The organism is Novosphingobium sp. TCA1 (genome assembly GCF_009811895.1).
GTDB classification, from domain to species: Bacteria; Pseudomonadota; Alphaproteobacteria; order Sphingomonadales; family Sphingomonadaceae; genus Novosphingobium; species Novosphingobium panipatense_A.
The window spans coordinates 38,178-56,765 of sequence record NZ_BLJH01000026.1; the positions used below are offsets into that span (position 1 = coordinate 38,178).

The window sequence follows — 18,588 nt, forward strand, 5'->3', positions numbered from 1 at the left end:
AATGCAAAGGAGCGCTTGGCCTGTTCGTTCTGGCAGTCGGCGCGATTATGCTCCGCCGCCGTCGCCGGGCAATCGGTTCATCGGGAAGGAGCCCATCAGTGCAATTCGACCATGCATATCGATGGGGTCTGAAGGCCGCACAGGCCGGCTTGCCGCGTCACGCCAATCCCTACCGTGCCTCCCATGTTCGGGCAGCATGGGAGATTGGTTATGCAAGCCACGCAAGTGGCGGTCTCGAGCGATACCGCCACCGATAAATCCAGGAAACTTGGAGCCTGATGCCCGTAAACATCTGGGTGTAAAGAACGTCATGTGGCAAGCGGCCAAATCCCCTTCCCGCCTTCTCCATAAATCGGGGCGAGTTCCACCGTGTTGCGACCTGCGGCCTTGGCCCGATAGAGTGCCTCATCCGCGGCCTTGATCAGGAATTTCTGATCGGGATGGCCGGAATGCAGGGCAATGCCGATCGACGCGGTGACACTGAGGCCGCCCGAGCTTCCCGTTTCGAAAATATGGCCCTCCATATCTGCCCGAATGCGCTCCGCTATGTTGGCCGCAGCCTCGATGCCTGTCTCGACTAGGACGATCAGGAACTCCTCGCCCCCGTACCGGAAAACGAAGTCCGTCGCCCGGACATTCCCGACGATCACTTGTGCCACCTGCCGGAGGACTTCATCACCGACCTGATGGCCGTGCCGATCATTGATCGCCTTGAAGTGGTCGATATCGACCAGCATGACGCTGAGCGCTGTCCCGTTCTCCTTCGCGAATGTGACCTCGCGGCCAAGTATGGCAGGCAGGAAACGGCGGTTAAGGGCACGGGTCAGCGGATCGCGTCCTCCTTCCATGGTGCTTAATGTCTGGAAGAGATCAGCGACCAGGAAGGAAATTTCGTCAACTGCGGCGCGCAAATCCGCCAAGGCGGATGAGCCATCCTGACGCTTACGGGGAGCATCCAGCTCTGGCAGGAGCATCTCATCGATGCGCTCGACAAGTCGGACCACAGTGCTGAACTGCGCCGATTGCTCAAACATGAACTGTGCCCGATGCCGAAGCCAAAGTCCGAAGGCGGAATCGCCCAAGCGGAGCAACCCGCCACCAGGGCCAGCTTGCAGAAGCGCGAACAGTGTGTTCTGGCTCCACTCCATCAGGCTGGCGCGCTGCGTCTCTTTGTCGACTGCAGCGTCCTGATCCAGAGAGAAGAGCCGATAGGCTTCATCTAGTCTCGCTCTTGCCGTGGTGTCCTTTACATAGGACTGGCTGATGAGCATGACGGCCGTGTCCATTCGCGCATCAGCAAGTTGAAGCGCGCGAATGCCTACCAACGGATCGACTGCCTGACCCTGCAGCAATTCAGCGAGCCGTGTCTTGATCACCAGCGCGCCTGTCATTACGAGATGGACCGGAATCTTGATGCGAGCGTGGACTTCGCCAATGATCTTCTGGCGGGCCTGCTTTTCGGGGGAGTCGCGAATGTCCTGTCCGGAAAACAACTGCGTGAGCCACTCAATGAGGGAAGAGCTGAGCCTCTCCTGCACCACAGCGTGGTTCAGGAACTGGGCAGCCTCCTGGTCACGAAGCAGCGTATCGTAGAACAAAGCGACGAGTTCACGGCCATGTTCGGCAGCCATCTCCGCGAGAAGTTTGAGCGGCGCATGGGAGTGCCGGCTATGGGCGGGCAGCTTCGCCGACCCTTTGATCCGCTCTTCGTCCGTAAACATCAATGTGATCCCTTCCGCGCCCCTTTAAGGGCGATGCCTTACCCAGTCGACGTCCAATAGAATTGAGAGAATGCGCAGAACGTCAATCATGAGAAGGGCGCCCGGCAATTCTCGTCGTCATCGACCGAACTGCAGTATTTCGTGGCGATCGCTAGAGCACATACCCGCCATCGATCGTCAGACTGGCACCCGTCATGTAACCAGCCGCCGGGCTAATCAGATAGGAAACGAGCGACGCGACCTCCTCCGCTTTGCCGACCCGCCCAAGTGGAATGAGGTCGCGCAGGCGCGGAACCATCGCAGCCGTCAGATCGGTTTCGATCGGTCCCGGCTGGATGTTGTTGACCGTGATACGCCGGGGCGCGAGGTCGAGAGCGACGCCCTTGACCATGGTCGCGACGGCGGCCTTGGTCATGGCGTAGACGCTGCTGCCCTGCGAGCCAGTTCGAATAGCGGTGTTGCTGCCGATCGTGATCACGCGCCCGCCATCGCGCATCCGCGCGGTCGAAGCCTGGATGGCGAGGAAGACGCCGCGCACGTTGACGTCGAGCATCAGGTCGAGAACCTCGAGCGTGAACGCCTCGATTGTCGCGCGGCGAAGGACGCCGGCATTGACAACCACGACGTCGAGCATGCCCAACCGATCGACCGCATGCGCCACTGATGCGGTGATAGCATCGGCATCGGCGCTATCAGCCTGAATCGCGATGGCGCTGCGTCCCAGGCCGTTGATCGCTTGGACAACCTCAGCGGCGCGATCAGGTTGCGAGACATAGGTCAGCGCCAGATCGAAACCATCTCCGGCGAGCCGGTTTGCGATGGCGGCGCCAATGCCACGCGATCCCCCGAACACCATGGCGACCCGAGCGCTCACGGGATCAGCACCAACTTTCCGGTGGTCCTGCGGCTCTCCATATCCGCGTGGGCCTTCGCCGCATCCGCAAGGGCATATTCGCCGCCGATCCGGACCTTGAGCCTGCCGTCCGCGACCCACTGGAAGAGCTGCGCGGCATGCTTGCGAAGCAGTTCCGGGGTATGGATATGGTCGAAGAAGACGGCGTAGCCGATCTTGATGCTCCTGGGCAGGCTCATGATATCGAGTGGCCCTGGCCCACCCAGCACCGGGCCATACCAGCAGAAGGTGCCCGACCGGCGCAGGACGTCGAGTGAACCCTGAAACGTTGTCGGTCCCGATCCATCATAGACGACATGGACGCCCTCTCCATCGGTCAGGCGCAGGGCCTCTTCGGCAAATCGCCCTTCCGTATCGACAATGACGTGGTCGGCGCCCGCCTCCCGGGCGGTGGCGACCTTTTCTTCAGATGAGACCCGACCGATCACCTGGCCGCCGCGCAACTTGATGATCTGGGTCAGGAGCAGGCCAAGACCTCCTGCCGCAGCGTGAACGAAGGCGATATCACCGGGCAGGACCGGATAGAAGTCGGTCGCGAAATGGCTGGCGGTCAGCCCCTGCATCATGATCGAGGCCGCCGTTCGATCGTCGACCGCATCGGGAACCGGCACCAGCGACGTTGCCGGGATCGCGACCCGCTCAGCATAACTGCCGGGCGCATAGACCCAGGCGACACGCTGGCCGGGCTGAACAGCCTCGACGCCTTCGCCGACTGCCAGAACTCGACCGACGCCTTCGACGCCCAGGATCTTGGGATTGGGCATGTCAGTCCAGGCAATCCCCTGACGCACGCCGATATCCATGAAGTTGACCCCGGCAACCGCGATCTCGACCAGCGCCTCGCCCGGCCCGGCGACAGGCTCCGGTCGCTCGATCTGCTCCAGCACCTCGCGGCCACCGGTCGCGGTCATCACCACTGCTCGCATGTCTTTCTCCTATCTTGAATGATCGTTCAATAATTGTTCAAAAAAGGGGTCAGCGCAGCGCGCGCATGACCATCTCCTGCAGGGCAGCCAGGGTTGATCGGTCGGCGCCGCCACGCCCGGCGACGCGGATCCCGGCGATATTGGCGATCAGGAATTGCGCGAGAGCCTCGGGATCGAGGCTGGCTGCAACATCGCCCTCACGCTGCGCGTCGCGCATGCGCGAGGCGATGGCCATGTGCAACGTCCTGCCCAGTGCTGCATGGATATCGACAAGGTCCGGCCGCGATGCGCCGAACTCGCAGGTCGAGCCGACGCCGAGACAGGGCGTGGCTGCTGTCTCCACGACGCGCCGCAGCATGGCCCCGATCCCGTCAATGGCGCGCGCGCCGCTGCGAAGCGCCTCGAAATGCGCCGCGCATTCGCCCATGCCGTAGCGCCGCACCGCCGCGCAATAGAGCTGCCACTTGTCGCCGAAGGCCGCGTAGAGGCTCTGCCGCCCAATGCCCATGGCGTCCACGAGCATCTGCGCCGAACTGCCCTCATATCCATGCTCGCTGAACACGGTGATCGCACCGTCCAGGGCAGCATCCGTGTCGAATTCCCGAGGTCTTGCCATAGGTCATGTATAGCGATTCGGGAACGATCGTTCAAGTATGGATACTCGGTTTCCGTGCGACACCCTCAGCGGGAAGCAGCGACCGTGGCGCCTCCCGAGACGGACGAGAGTCGGCTAGTTTCGCTGGGCTTGGGTTCGCCCGGTCGCCGCGAGGATGAACGGATAGCCCGATGACCTCGGCCGCTGCGTTACCTCTTCGAGCGAGGCGAAGCTCGGGGCGTGCGGGCTTCAGCTTCCGCAGCCTCTCCACTCTGTTCCATATTCTTGAGATCGCGCTCAATGCGGAGCCGCGAGGCGCTGCAGTTCGGTTATGAACTCGTCGCCCCGACGGCCCGGTTGTGATGGGAGCGAGCACTGCGTGTTAAAGGTGTCTGATCGACGCCAGGCGTCGCGATCACTCACCAGCGGGACTGCCGTATTTTCAGAGGCGCTTCGCCCATCCTCTGCTGATCGTTCGATTTTTCGGCCGAACAGGCATTGTGCAAGTGCAACCCATAATATATGTTCAATTGAACATATCATGGAGTCTACATGCCGACAGAGGTCGCCATTCATCCTCTCCCGTCGCCCCGAGGCCGCAGGCAGAAGGATATGGTTGGTGGCAGACAGGAATTGCTGGCGGCTGCCATCTGCGCATTTTCGCATGACGGGTTCGAGCGCGCAGATCTGAGAGGAATCGCATCGGCCGCTGGCGTCAGTCAAAACCTCATCCGCGTGCATTTCGGAAGCAAAGCTCAACTCTGGAAAGCCTGCCTGGAAGCGATAACACAGAGCACGACCGGAATAATCGCGGAAATTTCCAAGATTGCCTCAGACGATAGCCGTTCGGTTCATGACCGACTTTGCGACGCGATTACGCGCATAATCTATTTTTATTCGGACCATCCCTATGTGAGGGATTTTGTCGTTCGGCACGCAGCGGATAGGTCTGAGCGGTCGACATTGGTTACGGAACAACTGATCCATCCTGCCTATGAAAGTTGTCGGACGCTTTACGAGGCCGGAATCGCTCAGGGCATAATCAGGGCCAGTCACCCTGCGCTCTTTTTCGCGTTGCTGAGCGCCGCTGCCAATCAACCCGCCAGCTTTCCTACTGTCCTGCGATCGCTTGCTCCCGAGATCCCTGAGGACGCCGCCCGAATTCTCATCGCAGAGACCATCGTCGAGACTTTGCTCCACGGCGAGCCATGCGCTCCGCCGCGGTGAACCTCAAAGGGGAGGTACTTAACCTTTCTGCAGGCTGCCGAGCGCCTGCGCAAAGAAACACAGCAGAGGGACTCGCCTGCTCGCAGGCATTGCCGCTCTGCCGCCGCAGGAGATTGAGCATGTCGATCGATGAACACCAAACCGACCCCCTCGACGGCCTCGCCGAGACGCTCGATCACGCAGCGGCTGCCATGGTGGCTCAGGCAACGCATGGCCTGTCTCCCGCAACGCTTGTTCAGGCATGGTCGGACTGGGCGCTCCATCTCGCCATCTCTCCGGGCAGGCAGTTGCAACTGGCTACCAAGCTGGGTCGCAAATATATGCGACTGGCTGATTATGCAGCCCGGCGCGCCGGCGATCCCGACACCCTTCCCGCAATCGAGCCGCTGCCCCAGGACCGCCGCTTCGACGACCCTGCCTGGCGGGAACAGCCCTATGATCTTCTCGTGCAGGCATTTCTGCTGACCCAGCAATGGTGGCACGCCGCCACGACGGGCATAAAGGGCGTGGACCGTCATCATGAAGACATGGTTGCGTTCGCGGCCCGCCAAATCCTCGACATCGTCGCGCCGACGAACATTATCGCGGCGAATCCCGTGCTCCAGAAGCGGATCGTCGAAACAGGCGGGCGCTGCCTCATCGACGGCATCGAGCATCTTTTCGAGGACATGAGCCGCCTTGCACGAGGGGAATCACCGGCGGGAGTTGAGGCGTTCCCGGTTGGCGAGACTGTTGCCGCGACGCCAGGAAAGGTCGTCTATCGCAACGAACTGATCGAACTGATCCAGTATGAACCGACGAGCGGGATGGTCCATCCGGAGCCGGTGCTGATCGTGCCCGCCTGGATCATGAAATATTATATTCTCGATCTTTCGCCGGACAATTCGCTGGTCCGCTGGCTGGTGGGCCAGGGTTACACGGTCTTCGCCATCTCCTGGCACAATCCGGGCAGCGCCGACCGCAACCTCGACATGGACGCCTATCGACGGCTGGGCGCGATGGCAGCGATCGATGCCATCCACGCGATCTGCGGCGACGCGCATATCCACGCGCTGGGTTATTGTCTCGGGGGCACATTGCTGTCCATCGCCGCAGCCGCAATGGCGCGCGATGGCGACGACAGGCTGGCGAGCGTCACCCTGCTCGCGGCCCAGACCGAGTTCAGCGAACCCGGAGAACTTGGCCTTTTCATCGATGAGTCCCAGCTCAATCTGCTCGAGAACATGATGTGGAGCCGGGGCTATCTCGACAGCAGCCAGATGGGCGGTGCGTTCGAGATTCTGCGTTCGAACGATCTCGTCTGGTCGCGGATCCTCACCGAATATCTGATGGGCGAGCGTGCGCCCATGAACGATCTCATGGCGTGGAACGCCGACGGCACGCGCATGCCTTATGCCATGCACAGCCAGTATCTGCGCCGTCTGTTTCTCGATGATGATCTGGCCGAAGGCAAATACAAGGTCGACGGCCGGGCTATTTCCCTGTCGGCGCTGCGCAAACCGATGTTCATCGTAGGAACCGAACGCGACCATGTCGCGCCGTGGAAGTCGGTCCACAAGATCCACATGCTCTCCCCGGCCTCCATCCGCTTCGTGCTGACAAGCGGCGGTCACAATGCCGGCATTGTATCGGAGCCGGGCCACAGGGGGCGTCGCTACAGCGTGCTCGATCGTGTGGAAGACGGCCCCGTGCTCGACGCGGAGGAATGGCTTACGCGCGCCGAGCCGCATGAGGGAAGCTGGTGGACCGCCTGGGGCGAATGGCTGGTCGACCATTCGAGCGAGCCCGTCCCGCCTCCCCCGATGGGATCGCCCGACAAGGGATATCCCGCGCTCTATCCGGCACCTGGCCACTATGTGAAGGAGCGTTGAGCGATGGCCGGTCCAGCGATGATCGAAAACCGCACCTTCGATGAAATCGAAGTTGGCGACACCGCATCGGTCACACGAACGCTCGAGCCGGAAGACATTCAGCTTTTCGCCCTGGTGTCTGGCGACGTCAATCCGGCTCACCTCGACGCGCAATATGCCGCGACCGACATGTTCCGCCACGTCATTGCCCACGGCATGTGGGGCGGCGGCCTCATCTCCGCCGTCCTCGGAACGCAACTACCCGGTCCTGGCACCATCTATCTGGACCAGTCGTTGCGCTTCCGCCGCCCCGTCGCACCGGGCGACACGATCACCGCCTCGGTCACCGTCGTCGAGAAGCGTGCGGAGAAGAAAATCCTGATCCTCGACTGCCGCTGCGCCAACCAGCATGGCGAGGATGTCATCACTGGCCAGGCCCAGGTGATCGCGCCCGGCGAAAAGGTGCTGCGCCCGCGCGCGGAGCTGCCGGACGTTCGCCTCAACGATCATGACAAATATCGCCGGCTGATGGAGCTTGCCGGTGGTAGCGATCCGGTCCCGACGGCGATCGTGCATCCTTGCAGCGAAGCCGCCATCACTGCGGCGCTCGATGCGGCGCAAGCCGGATTGATCGCCCCGATCCTCATCGGGCCCGATGCGAAGATCAAGGCCGCAGCCACTGCGGCCTCGCGCGCGATCGACGGTTTCCGGATCGTGCCGGTGGCGCACAGTCATGCCGCAGCGGCCAAGGCGGTGGAACTGGTGCGCACGGGCGAAGCGCAGCTCGTCATGAAGGGATCACTGCACACGGATGAACTGATGGGCGCGGTAGTCTCTTCCGCTACAGGCCTTCGCACCGAACGACGGATCAGCCATGCCTATGTCATGGACGTGCCTGGCCGGCCGACACCGCTCATCATTACCGATGCCGCTATCAACATCGCCCCCTCCCTCGAGGAAAAGGCCGACATCATCCGCAACGCCATCGATCTCGCGCATGTGATCGGCATGGAGGCGCCCAAAGTCGCGATCCTCGCTGCGGTCGAAACCGTCAACCCGGCAATGCCTTCGACGCTGGATGCGGCGGCGCTCTGCAAGATGGCGGATCGCGGGCAGATCAGCGGTGGCATTCTCGATGGACCCCTCGCCTTCGACAATGCGGTCAGCGAGGCCGCGGCCAGGGAAAAGGGTATCGTTTCCGAAGTTGCGGGCCATGCGGAAATTCTGGTCGTGCCCAACCTCGAAGCCGGGAACATGCTGGCCAAGCAGCTCACATTCCTGGGCGGCGCCGACGCGGCCGGTATCGTGCTTGGCGCGCGCGTGCCGATCATCCTGACGAGCCGTGCCGACAGCCTGCGCACGCGTCTCGCGTCCTGCGCAGTGGCGGTGCTGATGGCGCGCGCCGTGACGCCGGCAGCCCCTGGATTGCCCGGGGGCAAGAGTGCATGAAGGCGGTCGTCAGCCTCAATTCCGGCTCGTCGAGCATCAAATTCTCTCTCTTCGCCATGGAGCCGGGAGGCAGCCTCCAACTCGCGGCCGGCGGAAAGATCGAGAAAATCGGGATAGTGCCAGCGCTGAAGGCCCGAAGGACGGACGGTACGATCCTGCTCGATCGCACCTGGCCGGATGGCGCAGGCCTTACCCACGCCGACTTGCTGGCCGATCTTTTTTCCTGGGCGATGCAGCATCCACTTGAAGGCTATGAGATCGCCGCCATCGGACACCGCATCGTCCATGGCGGCACAGAATTTTCCGTCCCGCGGCGCATCGATTCTGAATTGATCGACAAGCTGGAAGCACTTTGTCCGCTGGCGCCCCTGCATCAGCCCCATAACCTGGCTGCCGTCCGGGCGATCACCAAGCTTGATCCCGACCTGCCTCAGGTCGCCTGCTTCGACACCGCTTTCCATCATGACAAGCCAGCCCTTGCCTCTCGTTTCGCAATCCCCCGTGCGCTTCACGACCAGGGCATCCGTCGCTACGGTTTTCACGGCCTTTCCTATGAATATATCGCCCGGCGCCTCGCCGCGATCGACCCGGCGCTGGCCTCGGGCAAGGTCATCGCCGCACATCTGGGCAATGGCGCGAGCCTTTGCGCCATGGCGGCGGGGCAAAGCGTCGACACGACCATGGGGTTCACCGCGCTCGACGGTTTGATGATGGGCTCCCGCTCGGGCAGTCTCGACCCCGGTGTCGTGTTGCATCTCATGACGCAGATGGGCATGGGCGCCAAGACGATAGAGGATATGCTTTACAGGCAATCGGGCCTTCTGGGCGTGTCGGGCATTTCCAGCGACATGCGCACGCTTGCCGCGAGCGACGCACCCGAAGCGAAAGAAGCGATTGATCTCTTCGCCTGGCGGGTAGCCCGTGACACCGGCGCCCTTGCCGCTTCGCTGGAGGGTGTGGACGGGATCATCTTTACTGCTGGCATCGGCGAAAATGACGCGGGCATGCGCAGTCTTATTGGTCGCCGGCTCCAATGGCTGGGCCTTGAGATCGATGATCGCGCCAATGCTGCAGGTGAGACGCTGATCAGCGCCCCCGAGAGCCGGATCAAGGCCCTCGTCATCCCCACCGACGAGGAACGCATGATCGCAATTCACACGCTCAGCCTGCTGCAGGAGACCGCCCAATGACACCGCTTGTAGATCTGACCGGCAAGCGCGGCCTCGTCATCGGGATCGCATACGAACATAGCATCGCGACAGGATGCGCGGAGGCATTTGCCCGGTGCGGCGCCCGGCTTGCCGCCACCTATCTCAACGAAAAGGCAAAGGACTGGGTCCAGCCTGTCGTCGACCAGCTCGGCGTCGAATGGACTGCGCCGTGCGATGTACGCATCCCCGGCGAACTCGAGGCGCTTTTCGGCCAGGTGCAAGAACGCTGGGGTGGCCTCGATTTCCTGCTGCACTCGATCGCCTTCGCGCCGAAGGAGGATCTCCACGGTCGGGTGGTCGACAGCAGTGCGCAAGGCTTCTCGACGGCGATGGACGTGTCCTGCCACAGTTTCCTTCGCATGGCGAAGCTCGCCGAACCGCTGATGGCAACGGGCGGATGCCTGCTTTGCGTGACCTTCTATGGTTCGGAGCGGGTGGTCGAACACTATAACCTGATGGGTCCCGTCAAGGCGGCCCTGGAAAGCGCAACGCGCTATGTCGCCGCGGAACTGGGCGCCAAAGCCATTCGGGCACACGCTATTTCACCAGGGCCGATTGCCACCCGCGCCGCAAGCGGAATCGACCGGTTCGACGAGTTGCTCGATCGGGCTGCCGCGCAGGTTCCCGCAGGAAAATTGGTTGACGTAAGCGACGTCGGCGCGCTGGCCGCCTTCCTCGTCAGCGATGCCGCGAAGCGGATCACCGGCACGATCATTCCGGTCGATAACGGGCAGCATCTTTTCGCGTGATCGTTCGGGCTGCCCCTCTTGCCCTCGCAGCCAGCGCCGTACTGGCGTCGCAGGCGCACGCGCAAGCTGCTCTGGAGTATGTCGTCCAGCGCGCAGGCAACCGCGATCAGAGCGGACATATCCTTGTCGATGTGCGCGTTCTCAATGCCGGGGCGGCCGCGCAGGAGGTTCGCCTTCCCGACGAGGTTGCGGCCGATCTGGTCAGCAACGGCACGTATCGAAAGGTCTGGCTGCAACGAGGCGAAAAACAGGCTGCGGTTCTGACGATCCGGGCCAATGGCTTTGCGGCGGCGCGCTACCGGATCGACTTTCAGGACGTCATGGACGGCGCGGCCTTGTCCATTCCCTCCTGGTCAACGCAGCAAATCCTCCTGACGATCGGCGTCGATCCTGAGGCCGACCGCTCTGCCCCGGTCGCCCTGACTGCCGCGCCCTCGCTCACGCCTCCGACCTCTCCGCAGATATCGCCAGACTCCGTCACACCATCGCCGACAGACCGAACCCGGGGCAATGCTTTCATCCCCAATCTCTCGGTCTACGAACCGATCTATGCGGTCTATGGCCCCGGCACCAACACCGACGCACGCATCCAGATCAGTTTCAAATATCAGCTGTTCGGAAGTCGAGCGCGGATGGACCGCTCTCCCTCGCTGATCGACGGCCTCTATTTCGCCTATACCCAGCGCATGTTCTGGGACGTGGCGGCGAAATCCTCGCCCTTCCGCAATATCGATTATCAACCCGAGCTCTTCTATCTCTCGCCTGCCCTGCCCGTGTCAGATAAGGCCACGATCAGCGGCCAGATCGGCCTTCGCCATGAGTCCAATGGACGCGATGGCGCAGCCTCGCGCAGCCTCAACATGCTCTATCTGGCCCCGATGGCCGGCTTCTCGCTCGGCGAGGACCGAAGGCTGACGATCGCGCCGCGGCTGTGGCTCTATCTCGGAAACCTTTCGGACAATCCTGACATTCGCCGATATCGCGGCAATAGCGGGCTTTTCATTGAGGCCAGCGAGGATGATGGGCTGCGCGTCTCGGCTTCTACCCGTCTCAACCTGGGTAGCGGCAAGGGAGCTCTGACCGCCGAGCTCTCCTACCCGTTCCGGCGTATCCTGGGCGGAGGCCCGGACTTCTATCTCTTCGGCCAGGGCTTCACCGGCTATGGCGAAAATCTGCTCGACTATAACAAGCACGTGACGCGCCTGCGGATCGGCGTGGCGCTCGTGCGATGAACGCTCAAGGAGGTATAGCGTGAAGCTGCGGGGCCCTATCGTCATTCCCATTCTGGCCGTCGTCCTCATCGCCCTGGCTTTCGGGCTGTGGTGGATGTTTGGACGCACCGACAAGCTCCCCGATACCATCGTGCGCGGCAACGGCCGTCTCGAGATGACGCGCACCGATATTGCCGCCAAATATCCTGGCCGCCTGATGTCGCTTGACGTCCATGAAGGTGATCTCGTCGGGGCGGGTCAGGTCATCGCCCGGCAGGATGATGTAGACCTCAAAACCCAACTCGCCGGAGCGCTTGCCAAGCGCGAACAGGCAGTATCCGCCCTCATGCGCGCGCAAGGGGAGCTCGCCGCGCGGGACAGTCAGGCTCAGCTCGCCCGCATCGACTGGGTCGAGACCGGCAAGCTGCGGGAGCGTGACATGGTCTCGAACGTCGAGCTGGAGCAGCGTCGCCTGGCCTTGGTTGCTGCGCAAGGTGGCGCCCAGGCGGCGGGCGGCGGTGTCGGCGAGGCACGCTCGGCCATTGCCCAGGCCGACGCCCTGATCGCGCAAACCAGAGCCGGCCTTGCCGACCTGCGGATCATCGCACCGACGCCCGGGCGCGTCGAATATCGGATCGTCGAGCCTGGAACCATGTTGCCACCGGGCGGCAAGATCGTGTCGCTGGTCAATGCCGAGGATGCCTGGCTCACCATCTTCCTGCCCGCTTCGGTCGCCGGCAAGATCAGGATCGGCGACGAGGCACGCATTCTTCCGCAGGGTTTTGGCGACGCCATTCCCGCGCGCGTCAGCTTCGTGGCGCCCGATGCGCAGTTCACGCCAAAATTCGTCGAGACGGCCAGCGAACGCGAGAACCTGTCCTACCGGGTGAAGCTGCAGATCGCGCCTGATCTCGCCCGTGGCCTGGACGGAAGGCTGAAAGCCGGCATGACGGCGGACGGGTTCGTGCGCACCGATACGCGCCAGCCCTGGCCCGACCTCACCAAGATCGACAAATGATCCCGCCCGCTCAGATCCTCCCCGAAGAGGCGATACGGATCGAAAGCCTTTCGCATCGATATGGCGGTATCATCGCCCTGAACGAGGTTTCGCTCTCCCTGCCCAAGGGGAAGACCACCGCGCTGGTCGGGCCCGATGGCGTAGGCAAGTCGACGCTGCTCGGCCTCATATCCGGCGTGAAAAAGCTGCAAACGGGACGTCTTTCGGTTCTCGGCTTCGATCTCACCGAGCGTCGCAAGCGGGAGGAGTTCCTTTCCCGCGTCGCCTATATGCCCCAGGGGCTTGGTCGCAATCTCTACCCGACGCTTTCCGTCCGCGAGAATATCGACTTCTTTGGTCGCCTCTTCGGACTGTCTGCAGTCGAGCGGGAAGCGCATATGCGGCGCTTGCTGGACGCGACGGGGCTTGCACCCTTTCCGGACCGGCCCGCCGGCAAACTTTCGGGCGGCATGAAGCAGAAGCTGGGCCTGTGTTGCTCGCTGGTGCACGATCCGGATCTGCTCATCCTCGACGAACCCACCACGGGGGTAGACCCTCTTTCACGACGGCAGTTCTGGGAACTGGTGGATGCGATGTGCGCGGAGCGGCCGGACATGACCGTGCTGGTCTCCACGGCTTACATGGAAGAGGCAGAGCGCTTTGGCCACCTCGTGGCGATGGACGATGGCAAGGTGATCGCGCAAGGGGATACGCGCGAGATCATGCGTGACGCGGGCGCGGATACGCTCGAAGCCGCCTATGTTCGCCTGCTTCCGCAAGACAAGCGGCCATCGGGCGACGCGCTGGTCGTGCCGGCCTGGCAGGACAAGGGCGAAGCGCCGGCAATCGAGGCGCATGATCTGACGCGGCGCTTTGGTGATTTCGTAGCGGTCGATCATGTGAGCTTTCGCATCGGACGCGGCGAGATATTCGGTTTTCTGGGCTCGAACGGCTGCGGCAAGACCACGACCATGAAGATGCTGACCGGCCTGCTCGATGCGACGGACGGAACGGCCAGCCTTTTCGGGCGGCCGATCGCCCCCGGAGACATGGAGACGCGCATGCGCGTGGGCTATATGTCGCAGGCCTTCTCGCTCTATGAAGAGCTTTCGGTTCGCCAGAACCTGGTCCTTCATGCGCGGCTCTATCGCGTGCCACGCAAGCAGGCAGGCGAACTGGTTTCGGCCGCGCTTGCCCAGTTCGAGCTCGAAGCCCATGCCGATGCCGTTCCCGCCGCTCTGCCGCTCGGCATACGGCAACGCCTGCAACTCGCCGCCGCCTGCCTCCATCGACCCGAGATCCTGATCCTGGACGAGCCCACGTCCGGCGTCGATCCGGCGGCGCGCGACATGTTCTGGCGCCATCTGATCCGCCTCTCGCGCGATGAAGGGGTAACGATCTTCGTCTCCACCCACTTCATGAACGAGGCGGAACGGTGCGACCGCATATCGCTGATGCATCGCGGGCGGGTTCTGGCGGTCGGCGCGCCGACGGAACTCACACAGCGATATGATGCGCAGCGGCTCGAGGATGCTTTTATCGCTGTCCTCGAGAAGGATAATGACGAAGCGCCGACTGCTTCCGCCCATCTGCCGGTCGATGCTTCGGTCGCTTCGTCCACTCCTGCCGCCGGTGCGCGATCGACGGCTCCCGGCCGGCCGCGATTACCAACCGCTGCCGGCAGCTGGCCGGGCTTCGCCTGGGCCTTTGCCCGGCGCGAAGCGACCGAACTCATGCGCGATCGCATCCGGCTCGCCTTCGCGCTGATCGGCCCGATCATCCTGCTGTGCATTGCAGCCTACAGCATTTCCTTCGACGTCCAGAATATCCGCCTTGCCGTTCTCGATCATGACCGCAGTGCCGCCAGCCGTGACCTGCAACTTTATTTTGAAGGGTCACGCTATTTCCGGGTTGAGCCCGAACTTGCGAGCGACGCGGCCGCCGATCAGGCGCTGCGCGAGGCATCGACCAAGATGGTGCTGGACATACCCCCCGGCTTCGGACGCGATCTGACCGCAGGGCGGCGGCCCGCGGTCGACGTGCGGATCGACGGCGCGAGTCCTTTCCCCGCGTCGAACGCCCGCGCTTATGCCGAGGCTGTTCTCCTTCGCTACGCAATGGACCAGTTGCGGTCCGCGCAGCCCTTCGCTGTGCCTGATCTCTCGTCCACAATCGAACCGCGCTTCATCTACAATCAGGAGTTTCGCAGCATCTACGCCATGGCGCCGGGCGTCCTGATGCTCTGCATGATCCTCATTCCCGCGATGCTGACGGCCCTTGGGGTCGTGCGCGAAAAGGAAATCGGCTCGATCACCAATCTCTACGCTTCGCCGGCGAGCCTGGGCGCATTCCTGGTCGGCAAGCAGATGCCCTATGCCCTTCTTGCGATGACCAGTTTCGTGACGCTGATCCTGGTGACTGTCTTCATTTTGGGAGTACCGCTCAAGGGGTCCTTGCCGGCCCTTCTGATCGGCGGGTTCCTCTTCATTCTGTCTGTCACCGGGCTGGGGCTGATGATCTCGGCCTTTGTGCGCTCGCAGGTCGCCGCCATCTTCGCGACATCCCTCATCTGTCTTATTCCGTCGGTGAACTTCTCCGGGCTCCTTTACCCCGTTTCCACCCTGACAGGCCCGAGCCATATCATCGGGCTGACCTTCCCCTCCTCCTGGTTCCAGATCGTCAGTCTCGGCACATTCACCAAGGGTCTGGGCATGGCCAGTTTCGGCCAGGCCTATCTGGCCCTGATGGCGCTCGCATTCCTCTTCGTGGGCGGCGCACGCCTGATGCTGGGAAAGCAGGAGAAATGACGCGCTGGATTCTCAACGTTGCGCTTCTGAGCGGCAAGGAACTGCGCAGTGTCATGAAGGATGTGACGCTGATGGCGCTTATCCTCTTCGCTTTCACCGTGGCGATCCAGCTTGTTGCGAACGGGGTACGCGCAGAGGTCATGAACGCTTCGGTCGCGATCATGGACGAGGATCATTCCGAACTGTCGCGCCGGCTGCGCGATGCCATCCAGCAGCCCTATTTCAAACCACCCGAGGACATCGAGCGATCCGCGATCGGCCCTGCGATGAACAGCGGAAAATATATCTTCGTCATCGAAATCCCGCCCCGCTTCGAAGCCGATACGCTCGCGGGCCGGTCGCCTTCCGTCCAGATTCTCGTCGACGCGACCGCCATGACGCAGGCAGGTCTGGGCGCTGCCTATTTCCAGCAGATATTCGCGCAGGAAACGCTCGACTTCCTCCATGCCCGGGGCCTCCTGGAGGCGCTGCCGGTCCAGGTCGAAAGCCGGATGCATTTCAATCCCAACGCCCAGTCGGCCTGGTATACCTCGGTCATGCAGATCGTCACCAACGTGACGGTGCTCTCGATCATCCTCGTCGGCGCGGCGGTGATCCGTGAGCGTGAGCATGGCACGATCGAGCATCTGCTGGTGATGCCCGTGCGCGCCAGCGAGATCGCCTTCGCCAAGATCCTTGCCAACGGCCTCGTCATCCTGCTGGCCTCGATCGCGTCCCTCTGGTTCGTCGTTCATGGCGTTCTGGGCGTGCCGCTGACCGGATCTCTCCTGCTCTTCACTGCCGCGATGTTTCTCTACCTCTTCTCGGTCACCTCGCTCGGCATGTGGATGGCAACGCTCGCGCCATCCATGCCGCAGTTCGGGCTCTTCGCAGTGCCCGTCTACGCCATCGCTTATCTGCTCTCGGGAGCGGCAACGCCGCTCGAGAGCATGCCCTCGGCGATCCGGACGATTGCGCTATGTCTGCCGACCACCCAGTTCGTCAGCCTCTCCCAGGCGATCCTCTATCGCGGCGCGGGCGTGCGAACGATCCTGCCGGAACTCGCGATCATCTGCGGCTCGGGCGTGTTCTTCGTGGCGATGGCCGTCAGCCGCTTCCGTTCGATGCTCTCAAGGCAGGGCTAAAGGTCATGGATGACATCACCCAGGAAAATCAGAATGCATAGCCAATTGCTTCCTCCATCGCTCGCGCTGCTGCTCACCGCTTGCGCCAGCGTCCCGAACACGCCCGCGCACGCGCCACGCATCACTCCGCCCAATCGCCTGGATGCGGCGGCGGCGAACGACGCGGCAATAACCGGGACAGACCGCTGGTGGACGGCGTGGGGCGATCCCGCTCTTGATGCGCTGGTCGAGAAATCGCTCGAAGCAAACGCCGATATCCGCGCTGCAAAGGCCCATGTCGCCGCCGCGCGTGCGCTAGTCACTGTCGCGGAATCGGCGCTTTATCCTACCGTTGCCGCAAATGGCACAGCGTGGGCCAGTCAGAGCGATGCCGGGATCGATGACAAGTGGCAGGCCATGCTGCCGTCGCTGTCCGGAAACAGCGGCAGTGGATATCTGGTGGGTCTTGGAGCCACCTGGGAGGCTGACCTGTTCGGTGGACGCCATGCCGACGCCGAAATGGCGCGCGCGCTTTCCGAAAGCACCGCACGAACGGCCGATGGCGTCAGGCTCATGGTCGCCGCCGATGTCGTCGAAAATTATCAGCAGCTGCAGGGGCTGAGGCGGCGCCTCGATGTCCTCGATCGCAGCGAGGCTACGGCCAGTCGCCTTGTCGATTATGCGGCCGCCCGGCAGCGGACGGGCGCCGCGACAGCGGCCGATGTCACCCGCGCCCGCAATGGACTGGAGGCGCTGCGCGCCTCCCGCCCGGCCCTCACATCCCTCGTCGATGCGCGCAAGCGGCGACTGGCCGTGCTGGCGGGCGACGTCCCCGAACAGGCGCCGGATATGGTCGCCTCCGCCACTTTTGAGACGCCAGATGCGCCCACCGGGCAACTTCCTTCCGACATTCTTGATCGCCGGCCTGATGTCGCGGCGCGATCATGGCTGGTGAACGCGCGTGCGGCGCGCCTCAAGAGCCTGAAGGCCGATCTGCTTCCGCGCTTCGCCATCCATTTTCTGGGGCAGAACGGGCATATCGAACTGGGCGCCCTGCCGGGCTATGGCGGAACCGGAGGTCTGGTCGGCCTTTCCGCATCGATGCCGCTTTTCAATGCCGGAAGGTTGCAGGCCAGTGTCAAGGCGGGCGATGCCGAACTTGAGGCTGCTCTCGCCAATTATGACCAGGCCATGCTGTCGGCGCTCGAGGAAGTTGAATCCGCTTATGGTTTTCGGGCGGGGCTGGACGAACGCCTGGCCGGGCTTATCCGTACATCCGACATGGCCCGCCGACGCGCCGACCAGCTGGCGATATTGTACGATGCCGGACGCACGCAGTTGGGCGATGTGTTGCAGGCCCGATTGGATGCGCTCTCGGACGAGGACAAGATGGAACAGACCCGCATCGCACAAGGAACGGCAACCGTTCAGCTCTATCGTGCACTGGGGGGCGGCTGGTAAGGTTGCGCCGGGCCGCTCGGCCAGCGTCGAGGTCTGCTTTTCCGCCTTTTGAGGGCCACGCAGATCGACGAACTCAGCTGACCGATCACGACAAAATGCAGGTCGCTGAGTGACGCTGCAGGATCAACCTCATGATGTGACTGGGAAAAATGCGGCCTCGTATCAATTTTCCAGTCATCAATTAGGTGCCAGGCACAGTGGAATAAAATCTAAAGGTCAACTGTGCTATTCCTGCTTTAGAGCTATGAGAGCGCGCATGCGCCGAACAGAATAGGTGAGCCATGAAGGAGTTTCTCGAACGTGCGGCTGATCTGCCCCCACCGAGTGGCCCGATTGGTTTGTTAGTGGATTAAGCCCATCGCCGCCAT

The 18,588-nt window shown here is 62.6% G+C and carries 14 protein-coding genes; 10 read left to right on the forward strand and 4 right to left on the reverse strand.

What is annotated here, in order from left to right; all coding sequences use genetic code 11:
* Window positions 1-308 precede the first annotated feature (308 nt).
* From NTCA1_RS22360 to NTCA1_RS22375, 4 genes are all read right to left on the reverse strand, one after another.
* Window positions 309-1,721 carry a diguanylate cyclase gene (locus tag NTCA1_RS22360; RefSeq protein ID WP_036526763.1) on the reverse strand — a complete coding sequence of 471 codons (1,413 nt, stop codon included), beginning with the start codon at window positions 1,719-1,721 and terminating at the stop codon, window positions 309-311.
* A gap of 151 nt (window positions 1,722-1,872) precedes the next feature.
* Window positions 1,873-2,595, reverse strand: a complete 723-nt coding sequence (locus NTCA1_RS22365; protein ID WP_236549522.1) for an SDR family oxidoreductase — start codon at window positions 2,593-2,595, stop codon at window positions 1,873-1,875.
* Window positions 2,592-3,560: a quinone oxidoreductase gene (locus NTCA1_RS22370; RefSeq protein WP_004207066.1), complete on the reverse strand. Its 969-nt coding sequence runs from the start codon at window positions 3,558-3,560 to the stop codon at window positions 2,592-2,594. The genes NTCA1_RS22365 and NTCA1_RS22370 overlap by 4 nt, the downstream gene beginning before the upstream one ends.
* Before the next feature lie 49 nt (window positions 3,561-3,609).
* Window positions 3,610-4,176, reverse strand: a complete 567-nt coding sequence (locus NTCA1_RS22375) for a TetR/AcrR family transcriptional regulator (protein ID WP_004207065.1) — start codon at window positions 4,174-4,176, stop codon at window positions 3,610-3,612.
* 531 nt (window positions 4,177-4,707) lie between these two features.
* Here NTCA1_RS22375 and NTCA1_RS22380 point away from each other — a divergent pair.
* The 10 genes from NTCA1_RS22380 to NTCA1_RS22425 all read left to right on the forward strand — a co-directional run bounded on the left by NTCA1_RS22380 (window position 4,708) and on the right by NTCA1_RS22425 (window position 18,220).
* Complete coding sequence (locus NTCA1_RS22380) at window positions 4,708-5,382, forward strand: TetR/AcrR family transcriptional regulator (RefSeq protein ID WP_017503672.1); 675 nt, start codon at window positions 4,708-4,710, stop codon at window positions 5,380-5,382.
* Between the two features lie 119 nt (window positions 5,383-5,501).
* The gene (locus NTCA1_RS22385) at window positions 5,502-7,253 is read left to right on the forward strand and encodes an alpha/beta hydrolase (protein ID WP_004207062.1); all 1,752 of its coding nucleotides are present in this window, start codon (window positions 5,502-5,504) and stop codon (window positions 7,251-7,253) included.
* A gap of 3 nt (window positions 7,254-7,256) precedes the next feature.
* Entirely contained in the window at window positions 7,257-8,681 is a 1,425-nt protein-coding gene (locus NTCA1_RS22390; RefSeq protein WP_004207061.1) for a bifunctional enoyl-CoA hydratase/phosphate acetyltransferase, read from the forward strand.
* Window positions 8,678-9,871 carry an acetate/propionate family kinase gene (locus tag NTCA1_RS22395; RefSeq protein WP_004207060.1) on the forward strand — a complete coding sequence of 398 codons (1,194 nt, stop codon included), beginning with the start codon at window positions 8,678-8,680 and terminating at the stop codon, window positions 9,869-9,871. Before NTCA1_RS22390 ends, NTCA1_RS22395 begins: the two co-directional genes overlap by 4 nt.
* A complete protein-coding gene (gene fabI / locus NTCA1_RS22400; RefSeq protein WP_017503207.1) occupies window positions 9,868-10,641 on the forward strand; it encodes an enoyl-ACP reductase FabI in 774 nt (257 codons plus the stop codon). The genes NTCA1_RS22395 and fabI overlap by 4 nt, the downstream gene beginning before the upstream one ends.
* A complete protein-coding gene (locus NTCA1_RS22405; protein WP_036526765.1) occupies window positions 10,638-11,873 on the forward strand; it encodes a phospholipase A in 1,236 nt (411 codons plus the stop codon). The genes fabI and NTCA1_RS22405 overlap by 4 nt, the downstream gene beginning before the upstream one ends.
* 19 nt (window positions 11,874-11,892) lie before the next feature.
* On the forward strand, window positions 11,893-12,870 hold the full coding sequence (locus NTCA1_RS22410) for an HlyD family secretion protein (RefSeq protein ID WP_017503206.1): 978 nt from the start codon (window positions 11,893-11,895) through the stop codon (window positions 12,868-12,870).
* Window positions 12,867-15,656, forward strand: coding sequence for a ribosome-associated ATPase/putative transporter RbbA (gene rbbA, locus NTCA1_RS22415; RefSeq protein WP_159831895.1), 2,790 nt, complete (start codon window positions 12,867-12,869; stop codon window positions 15,654-15,656). The genes NTCA1_RS22410 and rbbA overlap by 4 nt, the downstream gene beginning before the upstream one ends.
* Window positions 15,653-16,780: an ABC transporter permease gene (locus tag NTCA1_RS22420; RefSeq protein WP_017503204.1), complete on the forward strand. Its 1,128-nt coding sequence runs from the start codon at window positions 15,653-15,655 to the stop codon at window positions 16,778-16,780. Before rbbA ends, NTCA1_RS22420 begins: the two co-directional genes overlap by 4 nt.
* 33 nt (window positions 16,781-16,813) lie before the next feature.
* Window positions 16,814-18,220: an efflux transporter outer membrane subunit gene (locus NTCA1_RS22425; RefSeq protein ID WP_048939165.1), complete on the forward strand. Its 1,407-nt coding sequence runs from the start codon at window positions 16,814-16,816 to the stop codon at window positions 18,218-18,220.
* The last annotated feature ends 368 nt before the right edge of the window (window positions 18,221-18,588 follow it).

Excerpts from the sequence above, each read along its gene's own strand:
- NTCA1_RS22360 (WP_036526763.1), bottom strand. The coding sequence starts at position 1,721 with ATGTTTACGGACGAAGAGCGGATCAAAGGGTCGGCGAAGCTGCCCGCC.
- NTCA1_RS22370 (WP_004207066.1), bottom strand. The coding sequence starts at position 3,560 with ATGCGAGCAGTGGTGATGACCGCGACCGGTGGCCGCGAGGTGCTGGAG.
- NTCA1_RS22375 (WP_004207065.1), bottom strand. The coding sequence starts at position 4,176 with ATGGCAAGACCTCGGGAATTCGACACGGATGCTGCCCTGGACGGTGCG.
- NTCA1_RS22380 (WP_017503672.1), top strand. The coding sequence starts at position 4,708 with ATGCCGACAGAGGTCGCCATTCATCCTCTCCCGTCGCCCCGAGGCCGC.
- NTCA1_RS22385 (WP_004207062.1), top strand. The coding sequence starts at position 5,502 with ATGTCGATCGATGAACACCAAACCGACCCCCTCGACGGCCTCGCCGAG.
- NTCA1_RS22390 (WP_004207061.1), top strand. The coding sequence starts at position 7,257 with ATGGCCGGTCCAGCGATGATCGAAAACCGCACCTTCGATGAAATCGAA.
- NTCA1_RS22395 (WP_004207060.1), top strand. The coding sequence starts at position 8,678 with ATGAAGGCGGTCGTCAGCCTCAATTCCGGCTCGTCGAGCATCAAATTC.
- fabI (WP_017503207.1), top strand. The coding sequence starts at position 9,868 with ATGACACCGCTTGTAGATCTGACCGGCAAGCGCGGCCTCGTCATCGGG.
- rbbA (WP_159831895.1), top strand. The coding sequence starts at position 12,867 with ATGATCCCGCCCGCTCAGATCCTCCCCGAAGAGGCGATACGGATCGAA.
- NTCA1_RS22420 (WP_017503204.1), top strand. The coding sequence starts at position 15,653 with ATGACGCGCTGGATTCTCAACGTTGCGCTTCTGAGCGGCAAGGAACTG.
- NTCA1_RS22425 (WP_048939165.1), top strand. The coding sequence starts at position 16,814 with ATGCATAGCCAATTGCTTCCTCCATCGCTCGCGCTGCTGCTCACCGCT.